Here is an 18,990-nt window from a genome sequence, read left to right as displayed (position 1 = left end):
AAATTACGCTTACTAATTTCACCCTAAACTATGCCAGAATTTATTGCCATAAATGACATAAATCGTCAAGTTCAATTAAAGCCAAGCTTTAAGGTAAGGGCTGAGAAGCAAACATTTTATCAAAATCTAAAATTTACAAAGCAAGAGGATTTGCAATTTCAGGGAGTCGTACTCAAACAATTGGATGAGCATATTTGGTTTTCGATTATCGAATCTGAAAAAGAATATTTCTCACCTAGACTACATGTAGAAATTGAGGAGAATGAAGACTTAATATTGCATTGCACCTTTGGTCCAGAGCCAAATGTATGGACATTATTCATGTTTATTCACTTTTTCCTGGGATTGCTTTTTATTGGCTTATTTATTTGGGGATATTCGAATATGGTTTTAGAAAAACCGAATGTATTAGTTTACATTTCTGGAATAAGCGTAATTCTAATATGGATAGGACTTTACGTCTTTGCCAGAATCAATAGAAAAAAAGCTACTCCACAATCTCAGCGACTATTAAGCGCTTTGAAGCGACTTCTAACTTAAGAACGATCGTAGCCAAAACGTTTTAACTGGCTTTTGTCGTTTCTCCAATTTTTACTCACCTTGACATAAGTTTCCAAGTGAATTTTTTTATCAAAAAACTTTTCTAAGTCCTTTCTGGCTTCCGTTCCCACTCGCTTAATCGCAGAACCTTTATGCCCTAGAAGTATTGCTTTTTGGGACTCACGCTCTACCATGATCACAGAACGAATATGAATGATAGAGTCTGACTCTTCAAAACTTTCAGTTTCGACCTCGACGCTATAGGGAATTTCTTTCTTGTAGTGCATTAATATTTTCTCGCGAATCTTTTCGTTCACGAAGAATCGCTCAGGTTTATCGGTGAGCTGATCTTTAGGATAGAAGGCTGGAGATTCTGGCAATAATTCCAAGATGCGATCAAACACTTCTGCCACTCCAAAATTTTCGAGTGCTGATATTGCAAAGATTTCAGCATTAGGCAATTGTTCTTTCCAATGCGCTTGCTGCTCTAGCAACAGCTCTTCATTTCCTTTATCAATTTTATTCAGCAGAAGCAAGACTGGAACCTCAGCATGTTGAAGTTTCTTAAAGAATGCTTCATCCTTAAGCGCTGTTTCACCCAATTCAACAAGATAAAGTATCACATCTGCATCCTGAAAGGCAGATTTTACAAAATCCATCATTGAACTCTGAAGTCCGTAAGCTGGCTTCAAAATACCTGGAGTGTCGCTAAATACCATTTGAAAGTCCTCCCCGCTCACAATACCGAGAATTCTATGCCGTGTTGTTTGTGCCTTATTGGTGATAATAGAGAGCTTTTCGCCTACAAAGGCATTCATCAAAGTCGATTTACCGACGTTTGGATTTCCAATGATATTGACAAATCCTGCTTTATGTGTTTTAGTTTCGATAATGTCTAATTTTGATTTCAACAAAAATAAGCAATTCAGCCTTAAGACATGCCCTTTAACTTCGCATGATATTATATATTTGCTTAAAATAGTTTTTATGAAGAGATTACTTATTGCGACCATATTATTTTGTTCAATCAACACCTTTGCTCAATCCGATTCTGGATTTTCTTATACAGAATTTCATGAACCAAAGATCAATCTTGGCTACTTGATTCTAGGCAACTTTGACGTCACTTATGAATACCTTCTGAGTGAAGAGTCTGGTGTTGGTGTCAACCTTATGGTACCTTTTGACGATTACATTGAGTGGAATATCAATTACAACCTTACTGGTTATTACAGATTTTACTTTGGAGATAAACGCGCTGACGGATTTTTTGGAGAGGCCTTTGCCAACTTAAATAATGTAGAAGATAGAATTAATATTGAAGGATCTAACCCAGTACAAAGAAGAGATAAAGATATAACGGATCTGGCCTTAGGTATAGCTGCTGGTTATAAACTTGTCTCAAATGGCGGTGTAGTCTTAGAAGTGTTCGCAGGAGGTGGCCGTAATCTTTTTAGCGAATTTAATTCTGAACGCAACTTCGATTTTATCCTGAGGGCCGGACTTAATGTAGGATATAGATTTTAAAACACTGAAAGACCTTTGAGCCAAACAGATTTTCAAAAAAATTCTAAGATTTTCAGTCTACTTTTTGAAGGAATTTCAGAAGGTATTATTGTTGTAGATGGAAGCCAGCATATTGTTGAGGTTAACTCTGCAGCAGAAGCCATGTTTGGATATACAAAAGATGAACTAGTTGCTAAGCATTTGGATGTACTCATTCCAAAAAATTACAGGTCTAACCATAATAAACACGTCGATAAGTTTATAGATAAAGCTGAAAAACGGAGGATGGGACAGGGCAGAGTTCTTCACGGACTCAAAAAAAACGGAGAGATTTTCCCTGTAGAAGCTGGACTAAATCCATTTCAGTTTGAGGGACAACGCTATGTCATGTCCTTGGTAACCGATATTACTGAACGACAAAATCAAAGTCTGGAAATTGAGAAACTCAATAGAGGTCTAGAACGAAAAATCGACTTACGTACAGAAGAATTGAGATTAACCATTAGTGAATTAAAAAACCTTAATTCGAAACTGGAAAGTGAGATCAAAAAAAGGAAACAGGCTGAAGCTAAGACTAAGAAGGCTTTAAAAAAAGAAATTGAACTGAACGAACTGAAAACAAAATTTTTGTCGCTGGTCTCTCACGAATTCAAAACCCCTCTAAGCGGCATTCTTACCTCTTCCACTTTAGCCAAAAAATACACAAAAAGCGAGCAGCAGGATAAGCGCGAAAGGCATTTAAATACGATTAAAAATAAGGTTCACTATCTCACAGGCATCTTGAATGATTTTTTATCTATAGAGCGCCTGGAGTCTGGAAAAGTCACCTACAAGTTTGAAGAGTTTAGCTTGGTTACTTTAGTAAATGAGGTGATTTACAATGCTAATGTTACACTTAAGGATGGACAGGATATCATCTATCCAAAAGATCTACCGGAAACCATTCTAAACCAAGACAAACAGATACTGGAACTTATACTCTCCAATTTATTGAGCAATGCGATCAAATACTCCTCCGAAGGCTCAACCATTTATTTTGATGCTGAACTTATTGATGGAAAAATTCTTAAATTCAGCATTAAAGATGAGGGCATCGGTATTCCCGAAAAGGATCAAAAGCATATTTTTGAACGCTATTTCAGGGCAGAAAATGCACTGACCAATCAAGGTACGGGTATTGGGCTCAACATTGCTAAAGTTCATTTGGAGAATCTGAACGGATCGATTAGTTTTCAATCCAAACACAATGAAGGCACTACCTTTTTTATAGAAATCCCCATTAGTTATGAGTAAGAAAGTACTGTTAATAGAAGATGATAAAACCGTAAGAGAAAATACAGCAGAATTGCTGGAGCTATCAGATTATGAGGTGGAAACCGCTTCTAACGGAAAGATAGGCATCCAAAAAGCCCCTGTTTTCCTCCCGGATATTATTGTATGTGATATTATGATGCCAGAAATGGATGGGTATCAGGTACTGGACAAATTATCGAACACTGAATCTTTAGCGAGGATACCATTTATATTTTTATCGGCTAAGACAGACCATAAGGATGTGAGAAAGGGTATGAATCTTGGTGCGGATGATTACCTCACAAAACCTTTCGAAGAGGAAGAATTAATCGATGCTATAGAGAGCAGGTTGGCAAAGGCTGATATTTTAAGTACTCTAAATCACAGACCTGCCAATCACTCAAGTCTCGAATCCTTTGAAGCGCTGAAACAAATTTTCAGAAAAGAAACTCTGAAAACATTTGCTAAGGAGGACTATATATTTAAAAGTGGGCAGAACTCTAGTTCAATTTACCTTATCGAAAAAGGAGTAGTCAAAACTTACAAACTAGATGAGAACGGTAAAGAACTCATCACGGCCATTCATAAAGTAAATGATGTTTTTGGTAACCTAAGTTTTACTAAAGATCATACGCTTACCGAATATGCTTCAGCTATGGAAGACACAATGGTCTATGAAGTAACTAAAGATAAAGTAAAACAATTGTTCTATGAGAATCCTCAAATCATGTTTGAATTCATAGATCAGCTGGGAGAACATTTAAGCGATACAAAAGACCAACTCATGGACATGGCTTATAGCTCGGTAAAGAGAAAGACTGCTCAGAGCATATTACTCTTTTCCGAAAGGCTTAAGAAAAACAAACTGAGTCAGATTCGAATTTCAAGGGCAGATCTGGCTGCTGTAGCCGGGATAGCCTCAGAAAGCCTCATCCGAACTTTATCTACATTCAAGAAAGAGGGCATTATTGAAGTTGAGGGAAGAAATATTAAAATTAATGACTTTGAAGCTTTAGAGAATATTCTTTAAGCAGAAAGAAAAGCTCTGCTGATTTTTGTCATATTTTCAAGATCGAACTCAAACTACATTTGCAGCATATAGATTATGTAGTATGAATGTTGTTTTGCTTTCAGATTTTTCTCAAGCTGCTTTGCATATGCAAGATTACGCAGCTATGCTTTTTCAGGATCAACCTATCAATTTCACCATTTTGCATATAAAAGCACCTTGTAAAGGAGAAAGCTGCAGTGGAAAATGTGGAGTGATTTTTAGCCAAAAGCTAAATAAAGAACAAAAATCTTTACAAGCTGCGATACCAAAAAAGTCTAAAGTAAATACAAAATTCATAGAAGGCGCTTACATCGAAAGCATTAGAAGTTTTATTAAGGAAGAAAAGATCGACCTTATAATGCTTGGTAACTCTAAGAAAAGCAGCGTAAGTCATAATTTATTTTTTGACAGAAAAACACTGGAAATCATAACGAAAGTAAAATGCTCTGTTATCCTGATTCCAGAACAAGCCCAACTCCAGCTTCCCAAGACTGCTTTACTTCCAACCGATTATTCCATCACGCTTGACCAGAGTATCTTCAACAGCTTGAACTCGATGGATTTCATTAATCAAATCGATCTCTCACTCCTCTCCAAAAAGAAAGAAAGCACTATTGCCAATACGATTTCTTCAAAAGATCAAATTTATAGCCTGGTTCATTCCCTGGACTTTAAGAGTGTAAGTGAAAGTCATCCTGATAACGAGTTTCAATGTATAAACGGTTTTGATTTTATATTAGTGGTTGCCAAAAACTTAAGCATTTTTAAAGATCTTTTCAGCGTTTCTACAGATAGCAATTGTTACCCTGAAGCCCCTATACTTTTCTTACACGACTCAAAACTAGCTTTAGCTTAGCTTTATTTAGAATTTTTCTTTAATTTCATAAACCAATCTTATGCTTATGAAATCTTTGTATCGCTACGTTATTGCCATAATTTTCATCCTCATCGCTGGTTACTTTATTTCAAATTTTATAATCGCTAACAAAATAGAAAGCCTGCTAGAAGAGGAAAATTCAATAGCTTACAGCAGCCTTAAGGTGAATAGCCTTATTGGCAATCTGAATGTAAGGGACTTTGAATATAAAACAGAAGGTAAGAAAATCAACATTAATCAGATAGACTTGAATGTAGATCTTATTCATTATCTATTTCAAAAAGACATAAAAATAGATGTAGTTACTGCAGAAAACCTCTCAATTGATGTAGATTTATCTTCATCTAAAAACTCTACAGCTAAAAAAGCTGAGTTTGATATCACTTCTATTAAAAAAATTGAACTGAGCAACATAGATCTTATTCTCAGAAAGAATGATAAAGTACTATTTAAAGCATCTAAAGCAAACATAAACGCTGAAGATCTCACTTGGCCTTTAGATCAAAACTATAAATGGCTCAACAATAAAAGTCTAGACATAAGGGCTTCAACCTTGTTTTACGATCTTGATGACTTGCATATCATGAAATCTGAAGCTTTTTCATTTAAGGGTGAAAGCTTAGCATTTTCAGATTTTGAAATAAACCCTAAATACACAACATCTGAATACGTAAATCACATTAGCAAAGAAAAAGATTTAATGAACTTTAAAGCCAAAGCTATAAAAATTAACAAGTTTAGTTTTCAATCCAAAGACAGCTTAAAACACATTCTTTCAAAGCATATTCAGATTGAAAATTCAGACTTTAGCATATTCAGAGATAAAACGATTAGGGACGACACCTCTGTAAAACCTCTTTACAGTAGAGCCTTAAGAGATCTTGATTTCCTTCTAGAAATTGATTCCATTTCTATTTCAAAATTAAATCTCACCTATCAAGAATTATTGCAAAAAAATCATAAGCCAGGGAAAATTACCTTTAACGCTATACATGGTCAAATCACAAATCTTCATAATATTACAAAACGCAAGGATTCCATGATTTTCGCTAATTTTAAAGCGAAATTTACTGACCAATCCGACATTCATTTTAAGCTGAAATTGCTAGCAGATAGCGATAATTTTGAAGTAAATACTTTAATCACTAAAGTTGAAGACCGATCTATCAATGGTTTTTTTGCACCTGCAATGCAGATGGAGCTCGATGGAACTATTGACAAAATAGAAGCTTCATTTCAAGGTAATAATACTGAGCTTAATGGATCCTTCACAATGGCCTACAAAAAACTTAAACTCAATGTGCTTGAAAAAGATGGATCAAAAAATAATTTTGCAAGTTTGTTAAGCAATGCTCTAGTTCAAAATAATAACGTGAATCATAGTTTTGAACTAAAGCATATAGAAAGAGACCGCTCAAAATCTTTTTGGAATTACATTTGGACCTTCCATTCTAAAGGCCTAAGAAGAGCTCTGCTTTAGTTATATATTTTAAATCCTGAAAGTCACTACAGGCTTTTCGACGTGATTGACTATATCCTCTGCAAGACTTCCACTCATAAAGTGAGAAATTCCTTTTCTGCCGTGAGTGCCAATACCAATTAAATCTGCATTCAACTTTGATGATGCATGACGGATCCCCCTTTCTACAGTCCTATCATCATAGACGTGAAATTGTGACGCTGAAAATTGAATACCTTTTGTAAACTCATCGAACATCTTATCAAGTTGAATAGTGGTTTTAAATTTATGAGGGGTATTTATATAAATCAATTGTAATTCGACATCGAAGGCTTTTGAGAAATTTAGTGCAGCCTTAAATGCTTTCCGATTAGGGAGTGATAAGTTGGAAACGAAAACAAAAGAATCAATTTTGAAAATAGGGATTTCTTCTTTAATCACTAGCACAGGTACTTTTGAAAAGCGGACTACTTTTTCTGTGTTAGAACCTATGAAAATCTCTTCAAGACCTTCAGCCCCATTGGAACCCATGATAACCAAATCACAGTTATATTTTTTAGTAATATCCATGATCCCATCAAAGGCTTCGTTAAACTCTACAGTTTCGTGGACATTGATGCCTTCCAGATAGTAACTCATCTTATCGAAGGTTTCTGTAAATTTTTTGTGAGCCAGTTTCATAAAGAACAGTGATTCTGGCAAGTCTTCTCCAACACCTTCATTATGAGGATCGATGAGTTGCAGAGGGAGCTCTAGAAGATGAAGCAAATAAATTTCACTATCGTATTTTTTTGCTATTTGTGCAGCTACTTTTAAGGCATTATTAGCACGTTGAGAAAAATCTGTAGGGACTAGGATTCTTTTCATGAGATCTAATTAAAAGTTACTTAAAATTACTTCAAACTTTTAAAAATCACTACCTTTTATAACTGGTAAATTATTATTATATTTGCAAAGTTTTGAATATGAGGGGACAATTTAGTCCCCTCTTTTTATAAGTATAGGATGGCTTTAGTAAGAGAGCAAATTATGACTTTGGTAGAACAGGGTCTTCAAGAAGATGAAAGTCTATTTCTTATCGATTTACAAATTTCCGGAGATAATAGCATCAAGGTGATAATTGATGGCGATCGGGATTTATCTATTTCAGATTGTGTGAATATTAGCAGAGCAATAGAACACAATCTGGATAGAGAGATTGAAGATTTTTCGTTGGAAGTAGCCTCCTGTGGTGCTACCGAGCCTTTAGCTTTTCCTCGACAGTACAAAAAAAATGTAGGTAGAAAGTTATCGGTCAAAACAGAAGATCAAGACATAGAAGCAGATTTGGTAGCTGCAGATGATGAACAGATTCATTTAAAATGGTCTACCAGAGAGCCTAAACCGGTGGGAAAAGGTAAGCATAAAGTACACAAAGAAGAGAAAATAGCTTTCAAGGATATCAAGAAAGCTCAAGTTATAATCAATTTTAACAAATAAAGATATTATGGAAAATATCGATTTGATCAACTCGTTTTCAGAATTTAAAGATGACAAATTAATTGATCGAGTAACCTTAATGGCAATCCTGGAAGACGTTTTCAGAAATGCTTTAAAAAAGAAGTTTGGTCAAGATGACAATTTTGATATTATTATCAATCCTGATAAAGGAGATTTAGAAATTTGGAGAAATAGAATAGTTGTTAATGACGGAGAAGTTGAGGATGATAATGCAGAAATCTCATTGACAGATGCTAGAAAGATTGAGCCTGACTTTGAAGTTGGTGAAGACGTGTCTGAAGAAGTAAAACTTTTTCAGTTAGGTCGAAGAGCTATCTTGGCCCTAAGACAAAATCTGATTTCCAAAATTCATGAGCATGATAGTACTAACACCTTTAAGTATTTTCAAGATTTAATAGGTGAAATCTATACAGCTGAAGTTCATCACGTAAGACATAACGTTGTTATACTTCTTGATGACGATGGAAATGAGCTCATCATACCAAAAGAACATCAAATTCCTGCTGATTTCTATAGAAAAGGAGATAGCGTAAGAGGAGTGATTGATAAAGTGGAATTGAAAGGCAATAAGCCAATGATCATTCTGTCCAGAACCTCACCGGTCTTCCTTGAGAAACTGTTTGAACAGGAAATCCCAGAAGTTTTTGACGGCTTAATTACAGTCAAAAACGCTGTAAGAATTCCAGGTGAAAAAGCTAAGGTAGCTGTAGACACTTACGACGACAGAATTGATCCTGTAGGTGCCTGTGTAGGGATGAAAGGTTCAAGAATCCACGGCATTGTAAGAGAACTTGGTAATGAAAATATTGATGTAATCAATTATACCAACAATCCACAACTCTATATCCAAAGAGCTCTAAGTCCTGCCAAAATAGTTAATATAAAGCTGGACGAAGAAAAGAAATATGCTGAAGTCACACTCAAACCAGAGGAAGTTTCTAAAGCCATTGGTCGTGGTGGACATAACATCAGACTAGCGGGTCAACTCACTGGGTTCAGTATAGAAGTCTTCAGAGACGGTATTGAAGAGGAGGATGTAGAATTAACCGAATTTACAGATGAGATTGAAGATTGGGTGATCAAAGAATTTAGTCGAATAGGACTAGATACAGCAAAAAGCATTTTAGAATTAGAAGTAAATGATCTCGTAAGAAGGACTGATCTTGAAGAAGAAACAATTTTGAACGTGATTAAAATTTTAAAAGAAGAGTTTGAAGAATAGATTAATTAAACTCATCTTTGTAACAATATATAAGAGGTAATATTTAAGGCAATTTATGGCTGAATCAAAACAAACAAGATTAAATAAAGTACTGAGAGAATTTAATATTTCGCTGGATCGTGCCGTGGAATATTTAAATTCTCAAGGCTACGAGATTGAAGCAAGACCTACCACTAAGATTTCTTCTGAAGTTTACGAGGTTTTATCAGATAAATTTGAAACTGATAAAAGTAAAAAAGTAGCTTCTAAAGAAGTAAGTGAAGAGCGCAAGAAAGAGAAGGAAGAGTTGCGTCTTGCTAGGGAGCAGGAGCTTGAAAAGAAAAAAGAAGAGGAGGCCAGAAAAGAACGCGAAGCCGAGGAAAATAAAAAGAAAGCTGAAGCAGAAAAAGCTAAAGCTCAGGAAAAGGAGAAAAAGGCTGAAGAATCACAGAAAGCTGCAGAACAACAAGAAGAAACTGTTAGGACAAAGTCCAAGATTTCTGGCTTAAAACAAGTTGGGAAGATTGAGCTTGAGGATGACAAGAAAAAGAAGAAAAAAGAAAGCAAAAAAGCATCCGAGCAACCTGAAAAGTCTTCAAAACCAGCTACTCCTACTTCAAAAGAAACTTCCAAGGCAACAGAAAGCAAGCCAAAAGAAAAAGAAGAGGACGAAAAAACTGAAGAAGAAGTTAAGCATGAGACACAATATACCAAGCTCTCTGGACCTAACTTCACCGGTGAAAAAATTGATTTAAATCAATTCAAAAAAACACCTACCAAAAAGGAAAAAGAGAAAGAAAAGGAAAAAGAAGCCGCTTCTCGTAGACGTAAGCGTAAGCGTATTTCCAAGACCAACACTTCCTCTGGAGGCAATAAGTCTGGCGCAAAACGCGGAGGTCAAAAGTCTTCAAGACGAGGTGCCAAGCCGGTTCAAAAAGAAGAGCCAACTCCAGAAGAAGTACAAAAACAAGTGAGAGAGACCTTAGAAAAACTTCAAGGTCGATCTTCAGGTAAGAAAGGTGCCAAGTACAGAAGAGATAAAAGAGATCAACATAAACAACGTTCTCAGGAAGATCTTGATCAGCAAGAAAGAGAAAGTAAAACTTTAAAGGTTACGGAATTCGTTAGTGTAAGTGAAGTCGCTACAATGATGGATGTACCTGTGACCAAAATTATCTCAGCCTGTATGTCTCTTGGCATGATGGTTACTATGAACCAAAGACTAGATGCAGAAACCTTAAGTGTTGTTGCAGAAGAATTTGGTTATGATGTGGAATTCGTAAGTGCAGAGGTCGAAGATGAAAAAGAAGAGATTCAGGATAATCCTGAAGATCTTAAACCACGTGCGCCTATCGTAACCGTTATGGGACACGTCGATCATGGTAAAACCTCTTTACTTGACCATATTAGAGAGGAGAACGTTATAGCCGGGGAATCTGGAGGAATTACTCAGCACATTGGTGCTTATAGTGTTAAGATAGGAACAGGTGAAACTATCTCATTCCTGGATACTCCTGGTCACGAAGCCTTTACGGCGATGAGAGCCAGAGGAGCTCAGGTGACTGACATTGCCATTATTGTTATCGCTGCAGATGACGATGTAATGCCACAAACTAAAGAAGCAATTTCTCATGCTCAGGCTGCAGGGGTTCCGATTGTATTCGCTATCAATAAAGTAGATTTACCTACTGCCAATGTGGATAAAATCAAAGAATCCTTAGCCAATATGAATCTTCTAGTTGAAGATTGGGGTGGTAAAGTTCAATCTCAGGAAATCTCAGCCAAAAATGGTACAGGTGTACCAGAATTGCTAGAAAAAGTACTGCTGGAAGCAGAATTATTGGATCTACAGGCTAATCCAGATCGATTGGCTAAAGGTAGCGTTGTAGAAGCCTACTTAGATAAAGGCCGTGGTTATGTCTCTACAATTTTAGTACAAACAGGTACTTTAAAGATTGGTGATTACGTCTTAGCCGGAACAACCAGTGGTAAGATAAAAGCTATGCAGGATGAGCGTGGCAATAAAATTAAAGAAGCTGGTCCTTCTACTCCGGTATCTATCTTAGGTTTAGACGGAGCACCACAGGCAGGTGACACCTTCCAGGTCATGCAGGATGAGCGTGAAGCTAAAGATATTGCCTCCAAAAGAAATCAGTTGCAGCGTGAACAAAGTGTGAGAACACAGAAACACATTACACTTGATGAAATTGGAAGACGTATTGCCTTAGGAGACTTTAAAGAACTCAATATTATTCTTAAAGCGGATGTGGATGGTTCTGTAGAAGCCTTAACCGACAGTTTACAAAAATTATCTACCGAAGAAATTCAGGTAAATATCATACACAGGGGTGTTGGAGCAATTACAGAAAGTGATGTGCTACTTGCCTCAGCATCCGAAGCTGTTATCATCGGATTTAATGTCCGTCCAGCTGGAAATGCTAGAACATTAGCAGATAATGAAGAAATCGATATCAGAATGTACTCCATTATCTACGATGCGATTAACGATATCAAAGACGCGATGGAAGGCATGTTATCTCCTGAGCTGAAGGAAGAAATCACTGGTACTGCAGAAATACGTGAAACCTTCAAGATTTCTAAAATTGGAACCATTGCTGGTTGTATGGTATTGACAGGTAAAATCTACAGGAATTCAGGAATTCGATTGATTCGAGACGGAATTGTAATTCACACAGGGGCACTAACCTCTTTAAAACGATTTAAAGACGATGTGAAAGAAGTTTCGAAAGGTTATGACTGCGGTATGCAGTTGAAAAACTACAATGATATCAAGGAAGGTGACATCTTAGAAGCATTCCAGGAAGTAGAAGTCAAGAAAAAGTTAAAATAAGACTTGATCAATACCAACACTATAAGCTCCATAATTTTTATGGAGCTTTTTTTTGTTTTAGTACCTAATAGCAGGTATTGACTGAGCGAAGGATTTGAAGTAATTTTGACAAATGGCATAAAAATATTATCTATTATGCTTTTCATCCTAAGTTTGAATAGTCAAACACAAAAAAAGCTGATCTTGTAGGTCAGCTTTTTATTTGTGATATCATATTTCCTCAAATCTTTAAATTCAAAATCTCCTATAAAGTCAGAATGAATAACTGAGTTGTACATTTTCATGACACTAAATGAAAGATGATATCATCTCTAAAAGTTAATTTCGATCAAAACCCATTAAATTAAATAGCTTACCCAAACTATGAAAACGGTTTGGCAGATAGGGCTCACTTCGATCCCGACAATTTTCGAGACTCAGGATAAACCACACCTAAACGGACGGGCAGGTTCTCGCCCATAAAACACTATAATAAAAATAAAAAAATCCGATTTCAATTAAGAAATCGGATTAGAATAAAGTTGGCCTACTAGGGCTCGAACCTAGACTCTTCTGGACCAAAACCAGACGTGTTGCCAGTTACACCATAGGCCAATAATTATTGGAGTGCAAATATAAAACTAACTTTTATATGAGCAAACCCTTTTTAAAAAATTATTTTATAAAATTCTTCTTTGGAAAAAACGCTCCAATATTAATCAAAACTGATCGTTTGTAAGATTTGATAATTGTTTATTTTCGTTCAAAATTTTTTTAATGTCTAAGCACGTCTTTTCTCTTTGGAATAAACTAATAGGCTGGTTTGCCTTTTTAGTAGCCTTCATCACATACTATCTCACAGCTGAGCCAACAGCGAGTTTTTGGGATGCAGGAGAGTATATCGCTACCTCTGCAAAACTTCAGGTAGGCCACCCCCCTGGCGCTCCTTTTTATCAAATCTTTGGTGCTTTTTTCTCTATGTTTGCTTCCGATGAAAGTCAGATTGCTTTTATGGTGAATTTGATGTCTGGCGTATCCAGTGCTTTCGCCATTTTATTTATGTTTTGGTCTATCACCTTATTGCTCAAAAAACTAACGAAGACTATAGAAGTGAAATCCAAAGCTTCAGACATGGCTATACTCGCCAGCAGCTTGGTAGGGGCACTCACCTTCACCTTTACCGATAGTTTTTGGTTTAGTGCTGTAGAAGCAGAGGTTTATGCTATGGCTGCTTGTATTATGGCTGCCATGTTTTATGTAGGACTGCTCTGGGAACGAGATATGCACAAACCTAGAGGTAATCGCAGGTTGATTCTTATTTCTCTTATTGTTGGACTCTCCTTTGGCGTGCATTTTATGGGATTGCTAACAATACCAGCTATTGGCTTCCTCTATTATTTCAAAAACTATAAGACCATTACCGTTAAAAATTTTATTGCAGCCAATCTTATTGTAGTTGGTATTCTACTCTTTATATTCAAACTGTTACTCCCCTACTCGCTTACCTTTTTTGCGAAAATGGAAGTGTTTTTTGTCAACAGTATTGGCTTGCCATTCAATTCTGGAACCATCATAGCAGGTCTGGTTGCAATTGCTATCTTTTACTTTGGACTGCGTTATACGCGAAAGAAAAATTATATCCACATCAACACGGTTTTGCTTTGTGTTCTTTTCGTCTTTATCGGTTTTTCCAGTTGGATCATGCTACCTATTCGAGCCAATGCAGGCACGGTCATCAATGAAAATAACCCTAGTAGTGCGCAGCAACTGCTGGCCTACTATAATAGGGATCAATACCCAGAAACTCATTTGTTTTATGGCCCTCAGTTTACCGAGCTATTTGCTGGTTTAGACCCAGATAATCCTTACCTGGATGAAGATCCTATCTACGAAAAGGATGAAGAAAAAGGGGAATACGTGATCATCAACGATTATAAAAACGCGAAACAGAATTCTGACGCTAAACATAAAACATTTCTGCCCAGAATGTGGAGTACGCAACACGCCTCCAACTACATGATGTTTACAGGACCTCTTGAATTTTCTATCAAACCCGAATACCGAGGCGAACAGGAACTGGTCTCTATCGTGAATACCTTTAGATCCGATTATAGTCAGGGTGAAGTCTCTTCAGACGGCTACATTAGCTTCCTAAAGCGATTTAACCAATACCTGGACATACAAAAACCCTCAACCGCTTCCAATATCAATTATCTGTTTGAGTTTCAGATGGGCTATATGTATTGGAGGTACTTTATGTGGAATTTCGTTGGTCGCCAAAACGATGAGCAGGGTAAATACGGAACCTTTGAAGGCAATTGGTTGAGTGGAATTGATTTCGTAGACGAAAATCGATTGGGCTCTCAGGACATTCTACCGTCAGATTTAGCTGAAAATAAAGCAAGAAACACTTATTATTTTCTACCTCTCATTTTAGGCCTCATTGGTTTATTTTTTCATGCTTCTAAAGATGTAAAGCGCTTTTGGGTGCTTACCGTGTTTTTCTTATTCACAGGTATCGCCTTAAAGATATACCTCAACGAACGACCATTCGAACCCAGAGAACGTGATTATGCTTTGGTAGGCTCTTTTTATGTTTTTGCCATTTGGATTGGGCTGGGTGTTTATGCCTTATTTCATTACCTAAAGGCCTACTTAAGTCCTAAAATTGTTGCGCCTGTGGTTGGTATAGCCTGCTTACTAGCAGTTCCAACACTAATGGCCTCAGAAAACTGGGACGATCATGACCGATCTGGCAAGTACACGACGCTAGCTATGGCCAAAAAGTATCTAGACTCGGTAGACGAAAACGCTATCCTGTTCACTATTGGTGATAATGACACTTTTGCGCTTTGGTACGCGCAGGAAATTGAAGGCTATAGAACCGATGTAAGAACCATCAACACGAGTTTATTTGCCACCGACTGGTACATCGACCAGATGAGACGTAAGGCTTACGAAAGTGAACCTATTAAAACGACTCTGGTTCACGACGATTATAAGTATGGAACGAATGATGCTGTATGGTTTCAGAAAGATCCAAGAATATCTGATACTCTAGAAATAGGTAAATTCATCCAGTATATAAAAAGTGATAACGAGACCACCAAAGCTGAACTTCAAAGCGGTCAGGTCGTCAATACCTTTCCAACAAAAAACTTAAAAGTTCCGGTTGATAAGCAAAAAGTTTTAAACAACGGTATTCTAGAAGCTGAACTTGCAGATCTCATCGAAGACAACATCTACATCACCCTAGAAGACAATCTGGTGTATAAACCTAATCTGATGATGTTAGACCTGCTGGCGAATAACGATTGGGAACGACCAATTTACTTCACAGGTGGTAGCTTTAGAGATGAGGATTACCTCTGGATGAAAGATTACTTACAGCTAGAAGGCGTCACTTATAAACTGGTGCCCATTAAAACTCCTGTTGACCCTAAGAATCCTTTCGATATGGGTCGAATAAATGAAGATAAAATGTATGATATCGTGATGAACTGGGAATGGGGCAATAGCGGGAGCGATGATATTTATCATGATCCTGAAACCAGAAAGAATGCCATCACTTACAGAAGCAATTTGGCTCGGTTGGCTGATAAGCTGATTAAATCCAATAAGTTTAAAAAGGCTGAAGATGTGCTTGATTTAGGTATGAAACATATCCCAGTGAAACATTACAAGTATTATCAATTAGTAGAACCATTTGTCACTGGATATTATCAAATTGGTAAAGATGAAAAAGCCAGAACCATTTGGAATCAACTGGCTACCAATTATCAGGAATGGCTTACCTATTATGCTGGTATGTCCTATGAAGAGCAAATCGACAATGCTGATGAAATTTTTACCGAAATCGAAAAATACAGAAGTCTGGTCGATATTTTGATCATACATCAGGATAACGAATTGGTGAAAGAAAAGGCATCAGAATTCAATACTTATCTGGAGAAATTCAGCCATTTCTATCAGGATTCGGATGCCGATCGTGTTGACCAGGAGTTGTTGGACGAGCTTGGAGAAGAAGAACTACAAAAAACTGAAAAAGACACGGTAGAAGATTTACTCTCACCCGATCAAATTCCTAATCCTTAAACCAAATTGAACTCCAATGCATTTATAAAGTGGATCTTTCCAAAAAGGGTGTGGAACATTTCCACTGAAAAAAAAGAACTGTTCCTCACTTTTGATGATGGTCCAATTCCGGAAGTCACTCCCTGGGTCCTGGAAACCTTAAGAAATCATAAAGCCAAAGCCACTTTTTTCTGCATAGGAGATAACATCAGAAAGCACCCTGAGTTGTTTAAACAAATCATTGCAGAGGGCCATGCCATAGGTAACCACACATTTCATCACAGTAATGGCTGGAAATCTTCAACCAAGAGCTACATAAAAGACGTGAAGCGCTGTCAGGAGGTTATAAAATCTAAGTATACGGAATCCAATCTTTTTAGGCCTCCCTACGGAAAGTGCACCTCAGCTCAGGCCAAAGCGATCTTAGAGCAGAATCAGGAGATCATAATGTGGAGCATCATCAGTAAAGATTATAAGGCTGGTTTGTCTAAAGAACAATGTTACCAAAGAATTAAAAGTCAGGCGCAACCAGGAAGCATTGTCGTATTTCATGACAGTTTAAAAGCGGAGACTAACATGAAATTTGCTTTGGAGAAAACGCTGGAAACGTATAAAGATTATGAGTTTAAAAAGATTGAGCTATAGAAAATTATTCGGTTAAACTCTCAGTGTTCTCCGTGCCTCCGTGATACAAACTTTACCACGGAGACACCAAGACCACAAAGCTAAATTATGCTTATACCAACTTCACAAACAAACCTTCATCGGTTTTGTCGACTGTGGCTTGGTCTTTACTTCTTAGGCCTTTAATGGCTTTATCCCACTTTTTATTGCTCAATTCTGAGTTTGCTTTAATAGTATCCAAAACCTGAGGAGATTCTTTTTTCAATAACTCCAACACCACTTTTTCTTCTTCGGTGAGTTCTACTTTTTTCTTTTCAGGTCGCATTTGTGGGAAGAACAATACTTCCTGTATCGATGGATTATCGGTTAAAAACATGATTAATCTATCCATGCCTATACCCAAACCAGAGGTGGGCGGCATCCCGTATTCCAGAGCTCTTAAGAAATCGTAATCGATAAACTCAGTCGCCTCATCATCGCCTTTCTTAGCCAATTTAAGCTGCTCTTCAAAACGCTCACGCTGATCTATGGGGTCATTTAATTCTGAATACGCATTGGCGATTTCTTTACCACAGACCATCAGTTCGAAACGCTCGGTCAAGTCTGGATTATCCCGGTGTTCTTTACATAACGGGCTCATCTCTTTAGGATAGTCGGTTATAAATGTGGGCTCTATATAGTTGCCTTCGCATTTTTCTCCAAAAATCTCGTCAATCAGCTTGCCTTTGCCCATGGTTTCATCCACTTCCAAGCCCATGTCCAAAGCTGCTTTCCTCAGCTCCTCTTCTGACTTACCTGTAATATCGAAACCGGTGAATTCTATAATAGCATCGGTCATCGTCACTCGCTTATAAGGCGCTTTAAAATCGACGTGATGCTCCTTAAATTTAGCTTTGGTTGTACCGTTCACCTGCATCGCACAATGCTCCAATAAGTTCTCGGTAAACTCCATCATCCAGTTGTAGTCTTTGTAAGACACATAGATTTCCATTGCTGTAAACTCTGGATTGTGGGTTCTGTCCATACCTTCGTTTCTAAAGTTTTTAGAAAACTCATATACGCCATCAAACCCACCAACAATCAGACGTTTCAGGTACAATTCATTCGCAATTCTCAAATACAACGGAATATCCAAAGCATTGTGGTGGGTGATAAATGGACGGGCCGCTGCCCCACCTGGGATGGATTGCAAAATGGGCGTCTCCACCTCCATATAGCCTTGCGCGTTGAAGAAATCTCGCATAGCTGTAAACAAAGCCGAACGTTTTTTGAAGATTTCCTTCACCTCTGGGTTCACCGCTAAATCAGCGTAACGCTGTCTGTAGCGCTGCTCCGCATCATGAAAGCCGTCATACTCATTCCCCTCTCTGTCTTTTTTAGGCAGCGGCAATGGTTTTAATGACTTGCTCAAGAGTTGAAAATCTAATACTTTGATAGTTTTCTCGCCCACCATAGTAGTAAACAACTCCCCTTCCATCCCAATAAAATCACCGATATCTAGCAATTTTTTATAGACTTCGTTGTATAGGGTTTTATCCTCTCCAGTACAGATTTCATCTCTGTTGAAATACACCTGAATACGACCTTCGCCGTCCTGCAACTCCGCAAAAGACGCTTTCCCTTGAATTCTTCGGGAGACCAGACGACCAGCAACCACGACCTTCTCCCCCTCTTTGAAGTTCTCCTTCACCTGTTTGGAGGTATGAGAATAATCAAATTGAGCAGCGGGATAGGGATTAATCCCCATTTCCCTGAGGGTAGCCAGTTTATCTCGCCTAACGCGTTCCTGTTCTGATAATTGCATGAGTCTATAATTTTAAAGCCGCAAAGATAAAGACAATCCAACAATTTCTTTTATAATCCTAAGATTTAAGCTCGTAAATTTTAAGAAATGTTCTGGTCTGTTTTTTCTTCTAATCTGCCTGACTGCATCAGGCAGTTAGGTTTTCATTTAAGTTGACTTAATGTTTGAGATACTTAGCTTTATGTTTACAACTGACCTGATTTTATGTCTTTGGTGAGAAGATTTGGCTGT

General features: G+C 37.3%; 14 protein-coding genes and 1 tRNA gene. 11 read left to right on the top strand and 4 right to left on the bottom strand.

Annotation, left to right across the window (positions count from 1 at the left end; genetic code table 11):
• The first annotated feature begins 30 nt into the window (after window positions 1–30).
• On the top strand, window positions 31–540 hold the full coding sequence (locus F598_RS0104755) for a hypothetical protein (RefSeq protein WP_019037880.1): 510 nt from the start codon (window positions 31–33) through the stop codon (window positions 538–540).
• Here the strand turns inward: F598_RS0104755 and era are convergent.
• Window positions 537–1,451, bottom strand: a complete 915-nt coding sequence (gene era / locus F598_RS0104750; RefSeq protein ID WP_019037879.1) for a GTPase Era — start codon at window positions 1,449–1,451, stop codon at window positions 537–539. The genes F598_RS0104755 and era overlap by 4 nt on opposite strands.
• 76 nt (window positions 1,452–1,527) lie before the next feature.
• On the opposite strand from era, the gene F598_RS0104745 reads away from it, so the two are divergent.
• From F598_RS0104745 to F598_RS0104725, 5 genes are all read left to right on the top strand, one after another.
• Complete coding sequence (locus F598_RS0104745) at window positions 1,528–2,067, top strand: hypothetical protein (RefSeq protein WP_026302520.1); 540 nt, start codon at window positions 1,528–1,530, stop codon at window positions 2,065–2,067.
• A gap of 15 nt (window positions 2,068–2,082) precedes the next feature.
• A complete protein-coding gene (locus F598_RS0104740) occupies window positions 2,083–3,339 on the top strand; it encodes a PAS domain-containing sensor histidine kinase (RefSeq protein WP_019037877.1) in 1,257 nt (418 codons plus the stop codon).
• Window positions 3,332–4,369: a response regulator gene (locus F598_RS0104735; protein WP_019037876.1), complete on the top strand. Its 1,038-nt coding sequence runs from the start codon at window positions 3,332–3,334 to the stop codon at window positions 4,367–4,369. Before F598_RS0104740 ends, F598_RS0104735 begins: the two co-directional genes overlap by 8 nt.
• An 82-nt stretch (window positions 4,370–4,451) precedes the next feature.
• A complete protein-coding gene (locus F598_RS0104730) occupies window positions 4,452–5,246 on the top strand; it encodes a universal stress protein (RefSeq protein ID WP_019037875.1) in 795 nt (264 codons plus the stop codon).
• Between the two features lie 46 nt (window positions 5,247–5,292).
• Complete coding sequence (locus tag F598_RS0104725) at window positions 5,293–6,747, top strand: hypothetical protein (RefSeq protein ID WP_026302519.1); 1,455 nt, start codon at window positions 5,293–5,295, stop codon at window positions 6,745–6,747.
• A 9-nt stretch (window positions 6,748–6,756) separates the two neighbouring features.
• Here F598_RS0104725 and F598_RS0104720 read toward each other — a convergent pair whose 3' ends face one another.
• Window positions 6,757–7,593 (bottom strand): universal stress protein, encoded by an 837-nt coding sequence (locus F598_RS0104720; protein ID WP_019037873.1) that lies wholly within the window; start codon window positions 7,591–7,593, stop codon window positions 6,757–6,759.
• Between the two features lie 138 nt (window positions 7,594–7,731).
• Between F598_RS0104720 and rimP the strand changes: the two genes are divergently transcribed.
• Genes rimP through infB form a run of 3 tightly spaced genes read left to right on the top strand, consistent with a single transcriptional unit; the run spans window position 7,732 to window position 12,278 of the window.
• A complete protein-coding gene (rimP, locus tag F598_RS0104715) occupies window positions 7,732–8,205 on the top strand; it encodes a ribosome assembly cofactor RimP (protein ID WP_019037872.1) in 474 nt (157 codons plus the stop codon).
• Between the two features lie 7 nt (window positions 8,206–8,212).
• On the top strand, window positions 8,213–9,448 hold the full coding sequence (nusA, locus tag F598_RS0104710; RefSeq protein ID WP_019037871.1) for a transcription termination factor NusA: 1,236 nt from the start codon (window positions 8,213–8,215) through the stop codon (window positions 9,446–9,448).
• A gap of 55 nt (window positions 9,449–9,503) precedes the next feature.
• On the top strand, window positions 9,504–12,278 hold the full coding sequence (gene infB, locus F598_RS0104705) for a translation initiation factor IF-2 (protein WP_019037870.1): 2,775 nt from the start codon (window positions 9,504–9,506) through the stop codon (window positions 12,276–12,278).
• 521 nt (window positions 12,279–12,799) lie between these two features.
• On the opposite strand, the gene F598_RS0104695 is transcribed toward infB, so the two are convergent.
• A tRNA-Gln gene (locus tag F598_RS0104695) sits at window positions 12,800–12,872 on the bottom strand.
• Window positions 12,873–13,034: 162 nt separating this feature from the next.
• Here F598_RS0104695 and F598_RS0104690 point away from each other — a divergent pair.
• The gene (locus tag F598_RS0104690; protein WP_019037868.1) at window positions 13,035–16,352 is read left to right on the top strand and encodes a glycosyltransferase family 117 protein; all 3,318 of its coding nucleotides are present in this window, start codon (window positions 13,035–13,037) and stop codon (window positions 16,350–16,352) included.
• 6 nt (window positions 16,353–16,358) lie between these two features.
• Window positions 16,359–16,976: a polysaccharide deacetylase family protein gene (locus F598_RS0104685; protein WP_019037867.1), complete on the top strand. Its 618-nt coding sequence runs from the start codon at window positions 16,359–16,361 to the stop codon at window positions 16,974–16,976.
• Between the two features lie 91 nt (window positions 16,977–17,067).
• Here F598_RS0104685 and lysS read toward each other — a convergent pair whose 3' ends face one another.
• Window positions 17,068–18,759 (bottom strand): lysine--tRNA ligase, encoded by a 1,692-nt coding sequence (lysS, locus tag F598_RS0104680; protein ID WP_019037866.1) that lies wholly within the window; start codon window positions 18,757–18,759, stop codon window positions 17,068–17,070.
• Window positions 18,760–18,990: the final 231 nt, after the last annotated feature.

Source organism: Psychroflexus tropicus DSM 15496 (genome assembly GCF_000378765.1).
Lineage (GTDB): Bacteria > Bacteroidota > Bacteroidia > Flavobacteriales > Flavobacteriaceae > Psychroflexus > Psychroflexus tropicus.
This window is presented reverse-complemented; position numbering and strand designations above follow the sequence as displayed.